The sequence below is a fragment of the Blautia sp. HCN-1074 genome, from assembly GCF_037890165.1.
In the GTDB taxonomy this organism is placed as follows: domain Bacteria; phylum Bacillota; class Clostridia; order Lachnospirales; family Lachnospiraceae; genus Blautia_A.
The window spans coordinates 43,266-60,423 of sequence record NZ_JBBKBP010000025.1; the positions used below are offsets into that span (position 1 = coordinate 43,266).

Genomic DNA, 17,158 nt, shown 5'->3' on the forward strand with positions numbered 1-17,158 from the left:
AGTGTATCATTTAAGACTTTTTTGTCAAGAAAAATGTACAAAAACAGGTGAACTTTGGAGAAAATTCAGCTTGACTTGAAAAAAAGATATTACTAAAATATTACGTAGCGCTATTTGTGCGCCAACAACTGATAAATTATCATCACCATAATGAGGAAGAAAATTATGCAGATTATTGAGACATTTGGTCATTATGTTGAAAATTTGACTAATACAAAGCCAGACTCAGCCCGCTGGCTGCTAAAAACCGGCTGGGAAGCACAGAATCTGAAGTTCCGTTATATGCAGGACAAGAGACTGATGCCTGCAGACAGGCATCTTGCAAATCTGATGATGGATACCATGCTGCGTCCCCTTCAGAAACCGGAAGATTCTGTTATTGTAAGTATTTTTACTCCCTGCGAAATGATGCAGGAGGTGGGATTACATCCCTATAATGTAGAGGGATTTTCCTGCTATCTTTCTGCAAGCAAAGCGGAGAGAGCATTTTTACAGCAGGCAGAGAATCAGGGAATTGCAGAGACATTGTGCAGTTATCATAAGACATTTCTGGGTGCAGCGCAGAAAGGACTTTTGCCAAAGCCCAGATGTATTGTTTATACCAACCTGACCTGCGATGCCAACCTGCTTACATTCCGTACCCTGGCAGATTTCTACCAGGTACCTGTATTTGCCATTGATGTACCATGGAATCAGACGAAAGAGAATGTACAGTATGTGGCAGATCAGTTAAGGGATTTAAAAGTATTTCTGGAAAAAAATACAGGAACAACAATCTCTGAGGACAGATTAAAGGAACGCCTTGTCTGCAGTAAGCGGACTCTGGAAAATTATAGGAAATATCAGCAGCTGCGTGCGGACAGATATGTGCCCTCTGATCTGGTCACACCGTTATATGCAGGAATGACCAACAATATCCTTCTTGGAACAGCAGAAGAAGAAAAGTATACACAGATGCTTCTTGAAGATATTAAGAAAGCACCGGCAGCGAAAGGGAAACACATTTACTGGATGCATACCATTCCGTTCTGGTCGGATGCAGTGCGCCAGGAGCTTTGCTTCAGTGAGAAAGCCCAGATTGTGGGATGTGAACTTGCAGAAACCTGTGAGCCGGACTTTGATCCTGAGAACCCCTTTGAAGCAATGGCAGAAAGAATGGTATGTCATTCACTGAACGGAAGTGCCCTTAGAAGGATTGAAGCCGGCATCCGTCATGCGAAACAGGCAGGAGCAGACGGTGCTGTGTGGTTTGGACATTGGGGCTGTAAACATACCCTTGGAGCTGCACAGCTTGCAAAGAAGAAATTTGAGGAAGCCGGACTGCCCCTTTTGATCCTGGACGGTGACGGGTGTGATCGAAGCCATGGAGGAGAAGGACAGACTTCCACCAGGCTGGGAGCTTTTCTGGAAATGCTGGGAGGTGCTGAGAATGAATAAAACTTATTATGTCTGTAAATATACTCCAATTGAGCTTCTGGAATCTCTTGGCAGGGAATGTGAGAACTTTAACCATATGCCGGATGGCTTTGACCTGGCTGATCAGGTTTCACATCCCAATATCTGTGGTTTTGGGAAAACACTTCTGGAAGGAGTCATGGAGGGAAAAATTAAGGAACTTGTTCTGGTGAGCTGCTGTGATACCATCCGAAGTGTGTATGATATTCTGCTGGAAAGCGGTAAGCTGGATTTTCTTTATATTTTGGATGTGCTTCACTGTGACAGTGCCTGCAGCAGAGAGCGTATGGCTGCACAGTTAAAAGGTCTGGCCAAGGCTTATGCGCAGTACAAAGGTACAGAGTTTGATGCCGGAAAATTCCGGGCTGCTTTCCATGCACAGGAGAAAATTACAAAGCCTCATATTGCAGTGCTTGGTGCCAGAATGGGACAGGAATTATTTGAAATGACCAGCAAGGCTATGCCCCTTCCTGTAGAGAATGATACCTGTGTGCATAACCGCTCTGTGGGAAATATACTTCCACCGGAGGGTGCTTCTTTTGATGAACTGATGGACTGGTATGCAGGAGAGCTTCTGGGGCAGATTCCATGTATGCGGATGATGGACCCCACAGGCCGTAAGAAGCTTTATAATGATCCGTCTGTTGCAGGAATTATTTATCATACAGTGAAGTTTTGTGATTTTTACAGCTTCGAATATGCTGAGATTAAGAACCATACAGATGTACCTCTTTTAAAAATTGAATCAGATTATACCATTCAGAGCAGCGGTCAGCTTCTTACCAGGCTGGAAGCTTTTGCAGAGAGCATTCAGCCTGAAACACTGGAGCAGACCATAGATGGAGACACAAAAGGAGAGAGAAAAATGGGAAAAGGCTATTTCGCAGGGATTGACAGTGGTTCCACCAGTACAGATGTGGTGATTTTAAATAAAGATCATGAGATTGTGACCAGTATTATCCTGCCTACAGGAGCAGGAGCTGCTATTGGAGCAGACCGTGCCCTTGCAGAGGCATTGAAAGAGGCCGGATTGCAGAGAGAAGATATTGATGCGCTGGTTACTACCGGATACGGACGTACAGCTATTAAAAATGGTGATAAGAGTATCACAGAGATCACCTGCCATGCAAGAGGTGCGCATTTCCTGAATCCGGAAGTCCGTACTGTTATTGACATTGGCGGACAGGACAGCAAGGTGATCCGACTGGATGAGAACGGTGCAGTTGCAAACTTTGTTATGAATGACAAATGTGCGGCAGGAACCGGACGATTTCTGGAAATGATGGCACGTACCATGGAAATGAATCTGGATCAGATGAGCGAATGTGGGCTGGAATTCAAAGAAGATATTACAATTTCCAGTATGTGTACAGTGTTTGCAGAATCAGAAGTTGTATCTCTGATCGCCCAGAATAAGGCAACAGATGATATTGTCCATGGTCTGAATAAGGCGGTTGCTGTAAAAACCGCAGCTCTTACCAGACGTGTGGGCGGTGAGGAGAAATATATGATGACCGGTGGTGTTTCTAAGAATAAGGGTCTGGTAAAGACACTGGAAGAGAAGCTTGGAACAAAGCTGGTAATCAGTGACAAAGCTCAGCTTTGCGGTGCACTTGGCGCGGCGCTGTTTGCAGCTGATATGGCTGATGTATAAAAATTATTTAAATATCCAGGGATTTTACAAGGTGGAAATCTCTGGAATTTTTATACTTTTTTTATAAAAGTTTAATTTTCTATTGACGAGTTCAAATTTAAGAGCTATAGTATACCACAGTAACAGCAAATTAACGAGGTGAAGTTTGCAGGAAAGAGGAAGCCACACAAAAGGCTATACCCACCGAAGGAGTAAAACTCTCAGGTTCCCTGGATGCAGGGAAGAACTGCAAATGGATCGTTTCTCTGGAGACACCCGTTAGATCGGGGGCCGAAGGTGCAAATAACATGGAATGTGGATAACTTCCCACAACTGGTTATCTGATCCGTGTTTTGAATCTCTCAGGCAAAAGGACAGAGGATGCTTTATCATCCCTGCTGATTCATTTTAAATATATGAACAGTATTTTCTGAACTTCTGATTTTTGAAACGGTCTGTTATTACTTTGTTTCCCAGCTGTACAATATATTACACTTTTTAAAAGAAAAAGGAGATTTATTATTATGTGGGAAGCGATCAATTCTTTTTTGACAACAGTAGACAATCTGGTCTGGGGTGTACCCCTTATGGTCCTGATCATGGCAGGTGGTATCCTGTTAACTGTCAGACTCGGACTTCTTCAGATACGAAGACTCCCCCTTGCATTAAAATGGATGTTTAAAAACGAAGAAGAAGGCGATGGTGAGATTTCCAGCTTCGCAGCTTTATGTACAGCACTGAGCGCTACAATCGGAACCGGTAATATAGTCGGTGTTGCAACTGCTGTCTGCGCCGGTGGTCCCGGAGCTTTATTCTGGATGATTCTTGCAGCATTCTTCGGAATGGCAACAAAATTCTCTGAAGGTCTTCTTGCAGTGAAATACCGTGTGGTAGCAGAAGACGGTCACAGCCTTGGCGGTCCTTTCTATTACATTGAGAAAGGTATGGGAACAAAATGGAAATGGCTTGCAAAGATCTTTGCATTCTTTGGCGTATGTGTAGGCCTTTTCGGAATCGGTACATTCAGCCAGGTAAATGGTATTTCCAGTGCAGTTCAGAATTTCTTTGATCCGAACAAATCAAACTGCGTGAATATCCCATTCCTTGGAGAGTATTCCTGGGCAGTTGTAATTTCTTCCCTGATCCTTGCAGCCTGTGTTGCAGCAATCCTCATCGGAGGTCTGAAACGAATTGCAACAGTCAGCCAGATTATTGTACCGTTTATGGCGGTGATTTATCTGATCTTCAGTGTTGCGTTGATTCTTTTAAACATTACAGAGATTCCGGCAGCAATCGTTACAGTTGTGAAGGGAGCCTTTAATCCGTCAGCAGTGACAGGCGGTGTGGTAGGAACAATGATCGTATCCATGCAGAAAGGTGTGGCTCGTGGTATCTTCTCAAATGAAGCAGGTCTTGGTAGTGCGCCTATCGCAGCGGCAGCAGCTCAGACAAAAGAGCCTGTACGTCAGGGCCTTGTAAGTATGACTGGTACATTTATTGATACCATCGTGATCTGTACAATGACAGGTCTTTCCATCGTACTGACAGGTGCATGGCAGGTAGAAGGTCTGGAAGGTGTTCAGGTAACTACCTATGCATTCCAGCACGGACTTCCGATCCCTGGACAGGTTTCTGCATTTGTATTAATGATCTGTCTGGTATTCTTTGCATTTACTACGATTCTTGGATGGGATTATTACAGTGAAAGATGTCTGGAATATCTGACAAACGGACATAAGAAAACAATCCTTACATACCGCTGGCTTTACATTCTGGCAGTGTTTATCGGACCGTATATGACAGTAAGTGCTGTATGGACGATCGCAGATATCTTCAACGGACTGATGGCGATTCCGAATATGATCGCATTGTTCGCATTAAGCGGAGTGATCGTAAAAGAAACAAAAACATTTTTTGCAGCAGAAAAGCATAAAATGTAAGAAATCAAAAGTAATAAAAGAACAGAAAACAGTAAATCCTCTGATTATGGAATTTATAGCAATCCTGATCAGAGGATTTTTTTGCTTGCGTTTGCTTGATTATGACTTTATTTTGTGCAAAGTTAACCAAAATCAGTCATTATTTTTATGAATTAGTTTGATTGACTTTGAGCGAATATGACATTATACTAAGACCGTAAACAAAAAACAGTCACGAACACGCAGAAAAGACATGACAATATGTGCTCTTGGAATCTTTTTGGGCAAGTGCAATAAAGAGTTCGAAAGTATATCAATATAAAACGGGAGGGAAAGAAGAGATGATTTACACAGTAACTTTTAATCCATCTCTGGACTACATCGTTTCGGTAGATGATTTTAAACTGGGACTGACAAACAGAACAAGTTCAGAACTGATGCTTCCGGGGGGAAAGGGAATTAATGTTTCCACAGTCCTTATGAATCTTGGGATTGAGAACACTGCACTTGGATTTACCGCAGGGTTTGTAGGGGAAGAAATTATCCGCAGATTACATGAGATGGGAGTGAAATCTGAGTTCATTCAGATTAGTGAAGGGGTTTCAAGAATCAATCTGAAACTGAAATCTATTGACGGAACCGAGATCAATGGTGCAGGACCGATGATCAGCAAGGATAAAGTAGAGGAACTGATGAAGAAGCTGGAAGAACTTGGAGAAGGAGATGTACTTTTCCTGGCAGGCAGCATTCCATCTTCTATGCCGGATGACATGTATGAACAGATCATGGCAAGACTGGATGGAAAAGGTGTGATGATCGTAGTTGATGCAACAAAGGATCTTCTAGTCAATGTTCTGAAATATCATCCATTCCTTGTAAAGCCAAACAATCATGAACTGGGCGAGATCTTCGGTGTAGAATTAAAAACAAGAAAAGATGTAATTCCTTATGGAAAGAAACTTCAGGAAAAAGGTGCAGGAAATGTTCTGATCTCCATGGCTGGCGAAGGTGCGGTTCTGGTAGCAGAGGATGGACAGGTATTTGAGGAACCTGCACCAAAAGGCAGACTGGTAAATGGTGTGGGTGCAGGAGATTCCATGGTAGCAGGATTTGTTGCAGGCTGGATGGAGAAGAAGGATTATGAACATGCATTCCACATGGGAATTGCAGCAGGAAGTGCAAGTGCATTTTCTGAAAATCTTGCAACAAAGGAAGAAATAGAAGCGGTTTATGGTCAGATAACCGGAAAATAATAAAGGGGGAAGAAAAGATGAGAATAACAGATCTGCTTGACAGACGAAGCGTATCGCTGACAGCTGCTCCGAAAACAAAGTCAGAAACTCTGGATATGGCAGTTGATCTGATGGTAAAGAGTGAGAAGATCAGCAATCGTGAGGCTTATCGTAAACAGGTATATTTAAGAGAAGAAGAGAGCACGACAGGTATTGGCGAGGGAATTGCCATTCCTCATGGTAAATGTGATGCAGTTAAGAAGCCGGGGCTTGCGGCAATGGTCATCAAAAATGGTGTAGAGTTTGAAGCACTGGATGACGAACCTGTAACCTTATTATTCCTGATCGCAGCATCGAATACAGAGGATAACATTCACCTGGATGTACTCAGTAAGCTCTCTGTGATGCTGATGGATGAGGAGTTTACAGAATCTCTCCGCAATGCATCTTCTGTAGATGAGTTTATGGACATTATTGACAGGGCAGACAGTGAAAAGAAAGATATTGATGAGAGACTGGCAGATACCGGATCAGCAGAAGGAACACAGGCGAAGATTCTTGCGGTTACTTCCTGTCCTACCGGTATCGCACATACGTACATGGCAGCAGAAGGAATTGAAAAAGCTGCAAAAGCAAAGAACTGTTTTGTGAAGATTGAAACCCGTGGATCCGGTGGTGCAAAGAATGTGCTGACAGATCAGGAAATTGCAGAAGCAGATTGTATTATTGTTGCAGCAGATGCCAAAGTTCCGATGGAACGATTTGATGGTAAAAAAGTAATTGAATGTCAGGTATCAGATGGAATCAGCAAAGCAGAACAGCTGATTGAGAGAGCAATTAACGGAGATGCGCCCGTTTATCATGCGGCAGCCGGTTCACAGTCATCTTCCTCTAATACGAAATCCGGCGGCGGTGTAGGGCATAAAATATATATGCAGCTGATGAACGGCGTATCTCATATGCTTCCATTAGTTGTAGGCGGCGGTATTCTGATCGCGATCGCATTCCTGATCGATGGATTGAGCGTAGATTTAAGCGCACTTCCGGCAGACCAGAGAGTAAACTTTGGTACGATCACACCGGTAGCAGCTTTGTTTAAGAATATTGGTGGAACAGCATTTGGATTTATGCTCCCGATTCTTGCCGGATTTATCGCTATGGCGATTGGTGACAGACCTGCGCTTGCACTTGGTCTGGTTGGTGGTATGATGGCAGCTAACGGAAAATCTGGTTTCCTTGGTGCATTGCTTGCAGGTTTTGTAGCAGGATACCTGATTCTTGGACTCCGTAAATTATGTGACAAACTTCCTGAAGCATTAGAGAAAATCGCACCTGTTCTGATCTATCCTGTAGTCGGAATCCTTGTTATGGGACTCTTGATGACATTTATCGTAGAACCAATCATGGGCGGTATCAACACAGGTTTGAACAATGCCTTGACAGGAATGGGAAGTTCTAGTAAAGTAGTGTTAGGTATGGTGCTTGGTGGAATGATGGCAATCGATATGGGCGGCCCGTTCAACAAAGCAGCATATGTATTTGGAACAGCTGCTATTGCAGCAGGTAACTATGATATTATGGCAGCAGTTATGATCGGTGGCATGACACCTCCTTGTGCAATCGCACTGGCAACACTGCTGTTTAAGGATAAGTTCACAAAAGAAGAGAGAGACGCAGGTCCGACAAACTTTATCATGGGCCTTGCATTTATCACAGAAGGTGCGATTCCGTTCGCAGCATCTGATCCGCTTCGTGTACTTCCATCCTGCATCATCGGATCTGCTGTAGCAGGCGCTATTTCCATGGCATTTAACTGTACACTGATGGCACCACATGGTGGAATCTTCGTATTCCCTGTAGTTGGAAATGCAGTAATGTATCTGGTGGCATTAGTTGTGGGAACTGTAATCTCAGCAGCCCTGCTTGGCCTGTTAAAAAAGAAGATTGCATAAACAGTTAAAAGATAGTCAAATGAAACAAAAACTGACAGGTCTGTTTACCGTTCATTGGTATATGAATCAAACAGGTAAAAAACAAAACAAAGATATGGAGGATATTAAAAATGAAAGAATTTAAGTATGTAATCACAGACAACGAAGGAATTCATGCACGTCCGGCAGGAGAACTTGTAAAACTGGTAAAAGGTTTTGAATCTACAGTATCTATCGAAAAAGAAGGAAAGAAAGTAGACTGCAGAAAACTTCTTGCACTGATGGGACTTGGCGTTAAGAAAGGTCATGAAGTAACATTCACAATCGAAGGTGCTGATGAAGAAGCAGCATATGAAGCAGTAAGCAAATTTATGCAGGAGAATCTGTAATTAGCGGAATTAAATATAAGGAATAAGAGGGACAGGAGATGATGCAATCATCTCCTGTTTCTGTTATAATGAAATAGAGAATATAATCATCAGGTAAAGCTCATTGAAAATCGCCTTTGGCGATGGGGTTTATAATATTTGAATTAAAATAGATAAATGGAGGCACAGTATGCTGACAGAACAGAGACATGAAATTATTCTGAGGCTTCTGGAGGAAAAAAAGAGTATCACTGTTACGGAACTGAAAGAACTTCTGGATGCATCAGAGTCCACAGTGCGCAGAGATATCACAGCGCTGGATAAAGCAGGAAAGCTTACCAAAGTTTTTGGCGGGGCAGTGGCATTAAATCACAAGGTAACTGCCTACGAACCCACAGTAGCGCAGAAATCAGAACTAAATAAAGAAGAAAAGAAAAAGATAGCAAAATATGCAGCCAGTCTTATTTTACCGGATGACTTTGTTTATCTGGATGCAGGAACTACCACAGGGCTGATGTTAGAATATCTGGAAGGTACACAGGCATCCTTTGTCACAAATGCAGTATCCCATGCGCAGACGTTGGCGAAGATGGGGATTCGCGTCTACCTGATCGGGGGAGAACTGAAGAGTTCTACAGAGGCGGTTGTCGGAAGCCAGGCGATGCAGATGATCCAGATGTATCATTTCACCAAAGGCTTCTTTGGAACGAATGGAATCGCGAAAAGAGAGGGCTTCACAACACCGGATGCCAATGAGGCAATCGTGAAGAGCACAGCGATGAAACAGTGCAAAGATGTGTATGTTCTGGCAGATACGACTAAGTTTGGACAGGTGAGTTCTGTGACATTTGGGGAATTTGCAGATGGATGTATTCTGACGGAAGAGATTCCGGAGGAATATAGGGAAAGCAGAAATATTCTGAAGGTATAAATTAAGTAATGGGAGTGGTATCAATAAGTTGATATCTTGATTATTGATTCAAAAATCAATTTATAGATATATTAACCGAATCAAGTAAGTCTCCTGCGGGGGTTGCTATTTTGAATGGGAGAGGGTGTATGGATGAAGTTTGCACATATTGCGGATCTGCATATTGGGAAAAGAGTGCATGATTTTTCTATGTTGGAGGATCAGAGGTATATATTGGATCAGATGCTGGGAATTTTTGAAGAACAGCGTGTTGATGGGATTCTGATTGCCGGGGATGTTTATGATAAGGTGGTGCCGTCGGCGGAGGCGGTGCAATTGTTTGATGAGTTTATTACGAGGCTGGCGAAGTTGAAGATGCCGGTGTATATGATCAGTGGAAATCATGATTCGGCGGAGAGGCTTTCTTTTGGGGCGAAGTTGTTTGAGAGCAGTGATATTTATATTTCACAGGTTTATGACGGGAAGGTGAAGAAGGTTGGGCTGGAGGATGAGTATGGGTTAGTGAATGTTTATCTTCTGCCGTTTTTGAAGCCGGCGACGGTGCGTCATGTTTTGCAGAGGGATGATATCGAAAGTTATGAGGATAGTGTTACGGTTGCCTTGCAGGAATGTGAGGTGGATGCTTCACAGAGAAATGTTCTGGTTGCGCATCAGTTTGTGACTGGGGCTGACAGGTGTGATTCTGAAGAGACCTCGGTGGGTGGTCTTGATAATGTGAGTGCAGAAGTGTTTGATGAGTTTGATTATGTGGCGCTGGGGCATATTCACAGGCCGCAGAAGATGGGAAAAGAGACGCTGCGTTATAGTGGGACACCGTTGAAGTATTCTTTTTCGGAAGTGGAACATAAGAAGTCGGTGACAATCGTGGAGCTATTAGAAAAGGGGAATGTGCAGATTAGTACGGTTCCATTGGTTCCTTTGAGGGATATGCGAAAAGTTCGTGGAACTTATATGGAAGTGACAGCGAAGGAGAGTTATACTGCGGAGAATAAGATGGATTATCTACAGATTACGTTGACAGATGAAGAGGATGTGCCGGGTGCGTTGCAGAAACTGCGTACGATTTACCCGAATCTGATGCGGCTGGAGTATGATAATAAGCGCACCAGGGAGAACAGGGAAGTTCAGGCTGTTGAGGCACAGGAGCAGAAGTCGGAGCTGGAGTTGTTTGGGGAGTTTTATGAACTTTTGAATAATGAGCCGATGAAGGAAGAGCAGACGGAGTTTATGGAAAGGCTGATTCAGAATCTGAAGGAGGTGCAGGCATGAAACCATTGAGGCTGACATTATCTGCATTTGGACCGTATGCAGGTGAGACGGTGATTGATTTTACGCAGTTTGGCGGTCAGGGGCTTTTTCTGGTGACAGGAGATACGGGAGCCGGAAAGACTACGATCTTTGATGGAATTACGTTTGCTCTGTACGGGGAAACCAGCGGTGGGATTCGAGAGGCATCGATGCTTAGAAGTAAGTATGCAAAATCGGAGACTCCTACTTATGCGGAATATGTTTTTGAATATAAAGATAAGATGTATACGGTAAAACGGAGTCCGGATTATGAGCGTCCGAAAGCCAGAGGCACTGGGATGACGATACAGAAGGGAGAGGCACTTCTGACTTTTTCTGATGGGAAAGCGCCGGTGACGAAGCTGAAAGAGGTAAATCAGACAATCACAGAGTTGCTTGGGCTGGACATGAAGCAGTTTACGCAGATTGCCATGATCGCACAGGGAGATTTCAGAAAGCTGCTTTTAGCGGATACAGAAGAGCGGAGCAATATTTTCAGAAAACTTTTTCATACAGATATTTACAAGGTTATTCAGGAGAAGCTGAAATTCGAGGCTGGCAGTCTGGATAAGGCGTATAAAGAACTGTTGCGCAGTATCCGGCAATACACAGAACAGGTCAGATATCCGGCACAGGATACACTGGGACAGCAGTGGGAGTTGCTTGAGAAGAATGGATTTGAGGGAAATCTGGAAGAAGGACTGGAACTTCTGGGAGAGCTGCTTAAAGCAGATAAAAAAGTTCTGAAAGATTTAAATAAGCAGATTAAAGAGAATGATATAAAGCTGGAAGATGTGAATCAGCTTTTAGGAAAGGTTCATAAAGAAGCGGATGCAAAAGTAAAAAGGGAACAGCTGCAAAAAGAGATGGAAATGTTGATTCCACAGCTTGCAAAAGCAAAAGAAGAGGCAGAAAATGCTGCGACAGAACCAGAACAGGTTCAGCAGTTGTTGCTTTCCATACAGAAAGAAAAAGAAAATCTGGATCGCTATACAAGGCTGGAAAATCTGATAAAAGAACTGGAAGATGCCGGTGCGCAGATAGAGAATCTGAAAAAAAACAGCGTGTCTCTGGATGAGAAACAAAAAGGGGCAGGCAGCATTCTGGAAGAGAAACAAAAAGAATATCAGACAACAGATAAGACTGAGAAAGAGAAAGCGGAAACAGATTATCAGAAGGAGAAGATTGATAATCTCTATACAGAAATCCACAAAAATTGTGGAAATCTGGATTTTCTGCATACAAAAATTCTGGAATTGGAGAGGCAGTCCGAGGAAGAAGAAACACTTTCTGAGAAATTAAAAAAGAATCTGGGTGAGCTGGAACAAAAACTTATTTCTGGTGAGAATCTGGAAGTTAAAGAGAATAATCTGATTCAGCGAATGCAGCATATCAGAAAGATGAAAGAGCAGCAGATACGTTGTCAGAATTTTGCAAAAGAGGCAGAAAGCAAAAGAGCAGCATATCTGGCCGCGTCTGCGAAGCTGGCAGAAACAAAAGATCTTTTAAATAAAATGGAACAGGCTTTTCTGGATGCGCAGGCAGGGGTTCTTGCGGCTAATTTACAGGAAGGAATTCCTTGTCCTGTATGCGGTTCTGTCCATCATCCAAAGCTTACACAGATTCCAGAAAAAGTACCGACAGAAAAACAGCTGAAACAGCAGAAAAAACTTGCGGAAATGGCAGAGAAAGAAGCTTCTGCAGCAAGTGTGCAGGCAGGAGAAGCTGCCGGACTGTTACAGCATTCACAGGAAGAATTACAGGAAAATTACAAAAATTATGCAGTACAGTACCTGGATGTGGAAAAAGAGGATGTTTCAGTGACACAGCAGCTTCTTGAGACACAGGAAAGCGTTGTTCAGATACAGATAGAAGAAATCCAAGAGCAGAAAAAAGCTCAGCAGGCTATCTTGAAGCAAAAGGAAGAAATGACTTTGCAATCAGAGGAGCACGAGAAAGAATACCAGAAACTTCGTATCAGTCTTGAAAAGAGAAAAAGCCAGCAGGAGAGTATCAGTGAGCAGCTTCAAAGCCAGCTGGATAATCAGCTGCTTGAGTCAATGTATAAAGAGGACAGGCAAAAAAGCGACGAGAACTTAGTATTGCTACAACAACAGATTGATAAGGTGGAAGAAAATCATCAGCAAAATTGTGATAATATGCTGTTATTTGTGAATAGGGGAAAGAATGCAGAAAAATGGCTGAAAGAGCAACAGAATTTCCTGAATCAGAAGCAGGAAAAACTGGCGGGACTTCTGGAATACAGAAAACTTCTGGAGACGCAGATCACTAAAATACAGACGGATCTTACTGTTTTTACAGATAAGATAAATCAAAATCAGCAGCAGATAGCGGCAGAGAAATCACGATATGATCAGCTCCTGAAACAGAAAGAGACAATGGAAAAAGAGCTTGGAGAGCGCACGAAAGAGGAAATCCTGTCTCAGATCCAGAGCCAGACACAGAAACGTCAGGAACTGGAGCTGCATTATAAGACAATAACAGAGAAAAAAGATGCCTTAGAGAAGAGAATGACAGAGCTGAATTCGGTAATCACATCTTTGACAGAACAGTTAAAAGAATCTGTAAATATTTCATCAGAAGATTTAAAAATTCAGAAGGAAAGTTTTCAGGAGCAAAAGAAAATACTTTCATCAGAACGTGATGAAGTTCATGCCCGTCTGGAAATCAACGGTGATATGTATGAAAAAGTCCGCAGGCAGCAGACCGAACTTATGAAAACGGAAACCCGATGGAAATGGATGAAATCTTTGTCAGATACCGCAAATGGCACGATAACAGGTAAGGCAAGAATCATGCTGGAAACTTACATTCAGATGCAGTATTTTGACCGTATTCTTGCGAGAGCAAATATCCGGCTGATGACAATGAGTGGTGGTCAGTATGAATTGATCCGGCGAAAAGAAAATAAAAGCAGAGTAGGAAAAACTGGACTGGAACTGGATGTTATCGATCATTATAACGGAAGCAACCGAAGCGTCAAATCTCTTTCAGGTGGAGAATCTTTTCAGGCTTCCTTATCTCTGGCGCTTGGTCTTTCTGATGAGATTCAGTCAAATTCAGGTGGAATTCAGCTGGACACCATGTTTGTGGATGAAGGTTTCGGATCTCTGGATGAAGATTCACTGGATCAGGCAATCCGCGCGTTAAAAGATTTAAGTCAGGGAAGCAGATTAGTGGGAATTGTTTCTCATGTATCAGAACTGAAAGAGCGTATTGACAAAAAGATCATAGTGAATAAAAAAAGAACAGAAGATGGAATTGGCAGTGTTATCACAATAGAAAATTAAGAAGGGGGTGTGGCTTTTGGCCGCACTTCTTTTGGTTGAGATCATATTTATAAAATATTGCGAATAAACAATGAGCGTTCAAATAAAGGATTTTGAGATAAAAGAAAAAGTTATATAAAATTAACTTGACAGCAGAATCATTTTAGTATATATTAAAACACGAGGTTAGATAGAACTAACTAAAGCACTATTGGAGTTTTATTTTGCAGTAATTCAAGTGGTCAGTACACCACTGTACCAACAAGTTGCTGACTGAGAAATGAATGACAGTAATCAAGCTTTGCAGAGAATGAATAAGAAATATTTTTTTGTAAAGTTTTATTTTTTAATGCATGGTTAGCATATTCTAACTAAAAATGTTATTTAAGAAAGGAAACCTGACATGCTGGAGAAATCTGTGATCGAACATTGTTCACCTACATTGGCATCTATTAAAACCGGAAATCTTTTTACATATAAATATGAATCTGAGGAAGAATTATGGAAGAGCGTAGACGATTTTAATGAATGCGTAAAGGAAAAAGGTGTTTCCATCACAGTCCTTCGCAAGAGTGAAAGTAAGGCACTGATCTATGTCTGCCGTTTTTCCAGCCTGGAAAGAGATCTGAAGAAACCCGGTGTAGCAAAATTTATGAAGAAATACGGCTATGAGAGTACGGATCCTGCATATGCCCTGGAGAGACTGAAAGGTCGTCTTGCGCAGCGTGAGGATTTCCCTCATGAGATAGGTTTGTTTCTTGGATATCCGCTGGGTGATGTGATTGGTTTTATTAAAAATGCGGGGCAGAATTGTAAATGTGTGGGCTGCTGGAAAGTTTACTGTAATGAATGTGAAGCAGTAAAAGCTTTTGCGAGATTCAAGAAATGTACCAGCGTATATGTTCGGCTTTGGAACCAGGGAAGAAGCGTTCGTCAGTTGACAGTAGCGGCGTAGATATCCTAAATTATACGAACTACAAACATCGTTTGACAAAGGTGTGTTTCTATAACATCGAACAGGCATGGGAATAAATAATGTTTGTTTAAGAAGTTGTATAATAGAAAAGTCATATGACTTTTTATTATAAATAAAATGAGAATTACTGTTAAAGCAGATTTTAAGGAGGATTTTAATCATGAGTAAAGTAGCAGTTGTTTATTGGAGCAGCACAGGAAACACAGAGGCAATGGCAAATGCAGTTGCAGATGGAATTAAGGAAAAAGGCGGCGAGGCTGTTCTTCATACTTGTGAGGATTTTGACGGATCTAAAGTAGCTGAGTATGATGCAATCGCTTTTGGATGCCCGGCAATGGGAGATGAAGTTCTGGAAGATACAGAGTTCGAGCCGATGTTTGATGGATGTAAAGATGCACTCAAAGGCAAAAATATCGCTCTGTTTGGTTCTTATGGATGGGGAGATGGCGAATGGATGCGCAACTGGGAAGACTCCTGCAAGGAAACTGGTGCAAACCTTGTATGCGAAAGTGTGATCTGCCAGGAAGAACCGGATGATGAAGCTACAGAAGCATGCAAAGCACTGGGTGCTGCATTAGTATAATTGAACTAAATATGAGAAAATAGTGATTTACGTAATAAATCAGCGGGTTCTAAATATTTAAAATGCGAAAAAGAGACTGTTTACACATTAAGATGTAGCAGTCTCTTTTTTTCAGGTCAAAAGTGTTTCGTGTTCATGGAGCGTACGATATTCTCTTGGCGTACATCCATAACATTCCATAAAATATTTGGAAAAATAACTTAAATGATTAAATCCGCACAAGATCGCAATCTCTGTTATGCTTTTCTGCGTAGTGCACAGAAGACGGCAGCTGATCTTTAATCGGTAGGTATTGAGAAAATCCACAGGTGACTGCTGCATATAATGCTTGAATATCTGGCAGCATTTACTCCTTCCCACATGACCGGCTGCTGCAATATCCGTAAGCGATATTTTCTCAGGGGAGTGTTGATAAATAAAGGATACCATATCTTTCTGAATATTCAGTTCCTGTTCGGACTCTGATTTATTTTTTGCAGCTGACAGCAGATCAGTGCGGATAAGAAAGCTCCATAGTTCCAGCATACAGCTTATAACACCTAATTCATAACCTGAATCAGAATCTTCTTTCAACAGGAGAACTTCCTGTAAATATCTGCCGACTTTCACCCCTGCTTCATCATTTGAGTAAAAATGATGAAATTCCAGGCTGGTGTTTTCGAAAAAAAGGAAGAAAATATTTTTCCTGTAATATCTAGTTATTCCCAAACAAAGAAGGGTGAAACAGAATACAGAGAAAATAGCAGTCCTGTTGTTCAAAAGCATATCCGTAATGCATCTGTCTTGCATTGACCATCAGGGAATCACCTTCATTTAAGATAAGTCTTTTTCCGTTCACATAATATCTCATTTTTCCAGTGATAATATAGATCCATTCAATATCATCATGCCAGTGACAGGGAGCACACATATTATAATATGAAGCAAGATGTGCAGCACGGATATACAAAGGAATTCCGGCCTGATCATAAGGAACTACTTCTGAAGAATCTGGCATAAGCTCTGTTCTGATTAATCCCATAAATTCACCTCGCGTACGATTTTTATAAAAAATAAGGACTATTCTGATAGATTACTGTATCTGAGAATACTATAATTATAACATCTGCAGATGTAAAAAATCAATCAGAGGGATATAATGAAATCAGAAAAAAGAATTTTTTGTTACTGTTCACTCCGTTCCCAGCAACACGCTTCGCGATGCACAGAATTTATGCTAATCGCATAAATTCGCGCGGTATGTCTCGGGTTTTCTGTTGCCAAGCATCCGTAAGAAGCTGCCAGTGGCAGGTTCTGTAGGTGACCTTTGCTCACAAAAAACACCTCGCGGGATATTACCAGTGAACAGTAACCATATCTGCTCAAATTCATAAAAAATCGCAAAAACACTTGTTCTGATACAATAAATATATTATAATAGAAAAAAAGAACAATATGCTCTTGGAATTTGGACGGTCGAAATAAGCAATAAGTGAGTGTACATAATGAGTTTAGATAATAATTCTCATTCAGTGTTTTTGGTTGATTCTGGTTATGAAATATAGCAGAAAGAA

At 41.9% G+C, this 17,158-nt stretch carries 13 protein-coding genes and 1 riboswitch; of the genes, 11 read left to right on the top strand and 2 right to left on the bottom strand.

Annotated features, from left to right (window positions below):
* The first annotated feature begins 150 nt into the window (after positions 1-150).
* The 11 genes from WKT11_RS16625 to WKT11_RS16675 all read left to right on the top strand — a co-directional run bounded on the left by WKT11_RS16625 (position 151) and on the right by WKT11_RS16675 (position 15,605).
* Complete coding sequence (locus tag WKT11_RS16625; RefSeq protein ID WP_340285222.1) at positions 151-1,437, top strand: 2-hydroxyacyl-CoA dehydratase subunit D; 1,287 nt, start codon at positions 151-153, stop codon at positions 1,435-1,437.
* A complete protein-coding gene (locus WKT11_RS16630) occupies positions 1,430-3,109 on the top strand; it encodes an acyl-CoA dehydratase activase (RefSeq protein WP_340285223.1) in 1,680 nt (559 codons plus the stop codon). Before WKT11_RS16625 ends, WKT11_RS16630 begins: the two co-directional genes overlap by 8 nt.
* A 235-nt stretch (positions 3,110-3,344) precedes the next feature.
* Positions 3,345-3,476, top strand: a riboswitch (glycine riboswitch).
* Positions 3,477-3,612: 136 nt separating this feature from the next.
* Positions 3,613-5,028, top strand: coding sequence for an alanine/glycine:cation symporter family protein (locus tag WKT11_RS16635; RefSeq protein ID WP_117675339.1), 1,416 nt, complete (start codon positions 3,613-3,615; stop codon positions 5,026-5,028).
* A 320-nt stretch (positions 5,029-5,348) separates the two neighbouring features.
* Positions 5,349-6,260: a 1-phosphofructokinase gene (gene pfkB, locus WKT11_RS16640; RefSeq protein WP_117675337.1), complete on the top strand. Its 912-nt coding sequence runs from the start codon at positions 5,349-5,351 to the stop codon at positions 6,258-6,260.
* 17 nt (positions 6,261-6,277) lie between these two features.
* A complete protein-coding gene (locus WKT11_RS16645; RefSeq protein ID WP_340285224.1) occupies positions 6,278-8,191 on the top strand; it encodes a PTS fructose transporter subunit IIABC in 1,914 nt (637 codons plus the stop codon).
* A 110-nt stretch (positions 8,192-8,301) separates the two neighbouring features.
* On the top strand, positions 8,302-8,559 hold the full coding sequence (locus WKT11_RS16650) for an HPr family phosphocarrier protein (protein WP_117675333.1): 258 nt from the start codon (positions 8,302-8,304) through the stop codon (positions 8,557-8,559).
* A gap of 169 nt (positions 8,560-8,728) precedes the next feature.
* Entirely contained in the window at positions 8,729-9,469 is a 741-nt protein-coding gene (locus WKT11_RS16655; protein ID WP_117675331.1) for a DeoR/GlpR family DNA-binding transcription regulator, read from the top strand.
* Between the two features lie 132 nt (positions 9,470-9,601).
* The gene (locus tag WKT11_RS16660) at positions 9,602-10,738 is read left to right on the top strand and encodes an exonuclease SbcCD subunit D (RefSeq protein ID WP_340285225.1); all 1,137 of its coding nucleotides are present in this window, start codon (positions 9,602-9,604) and stop codon (positions 10,736-10,738) included.
* A complete protein-coding gene (locus WKT11_RS16665) occupies positions 10,735-14,067 on the top strand; it encodes an AAA family ATPase (RefSeq protein ID WP_340285226.1) in 3,333 nt (1,110 codons plus the stop codon). Before WKT11_RS16660 ends, WKT11_RS16665 begins: the two co-directional genes overlap by 4 nt.
* 382 nt (positions 14,068-14,449) lie before the next feature.
* Entirely contained in the window at positions 14,450-15,001 is a 552-nt protein-coding gene (locus WKT11_RS16670; protein ID WP_340285227.1) for a DUF3793 family protein, read from the top strand.
* A gap of 181 nt (positions 15,002-15,182) precedes the next feature.
* Positions 15,183-15,605 (top strand): flavodoxin, encoded by a 423-nt coding sequence (locus tag WKT11_RS16675; protein ID WP_118410602.1) that lies wholly within the window; start codon positions 15,183-15,185, stop codon positions 15,603-15,605.
* A 111-nt stretch (positions 15,606-15,716) separates the two neighbouring features.
* Here the strand turns inward: WKT11_RS16675 and WKT11_RS16680 are convergent, their stop codons facing one another.
* Both WKT11_RS16680 and WKT11_RS16685 read right to left on the bottom strand, forming a co-directional pair.
* Positions 15,717-16,178: a helix-turn-helix transcriptional regulator gene (locus tag WKT11_RS16680; protein ID WP_340285228.1), complete on the bottom strand. Its 462-nt coding sequence runs from the start codon at positions 16,176-16,178 to the stop codon at positions 15,717-15,719.
* Positions 16,179-16,299: 121 nt separating this feature from the next.
* Positions 16,300-16,626 (bottom strand): cupin domain-containing protein, encoded by a 327-nt coding sequence (locus WKT11_RS16685; RefSeq protein ID WP_340285229.1) that lies wholly within the window; start codon positions 16,624-16,626, stop codon positions 16,300-16,302.
* Positions 16,627-17,158 lie beyond the last annotated feature (532 nt).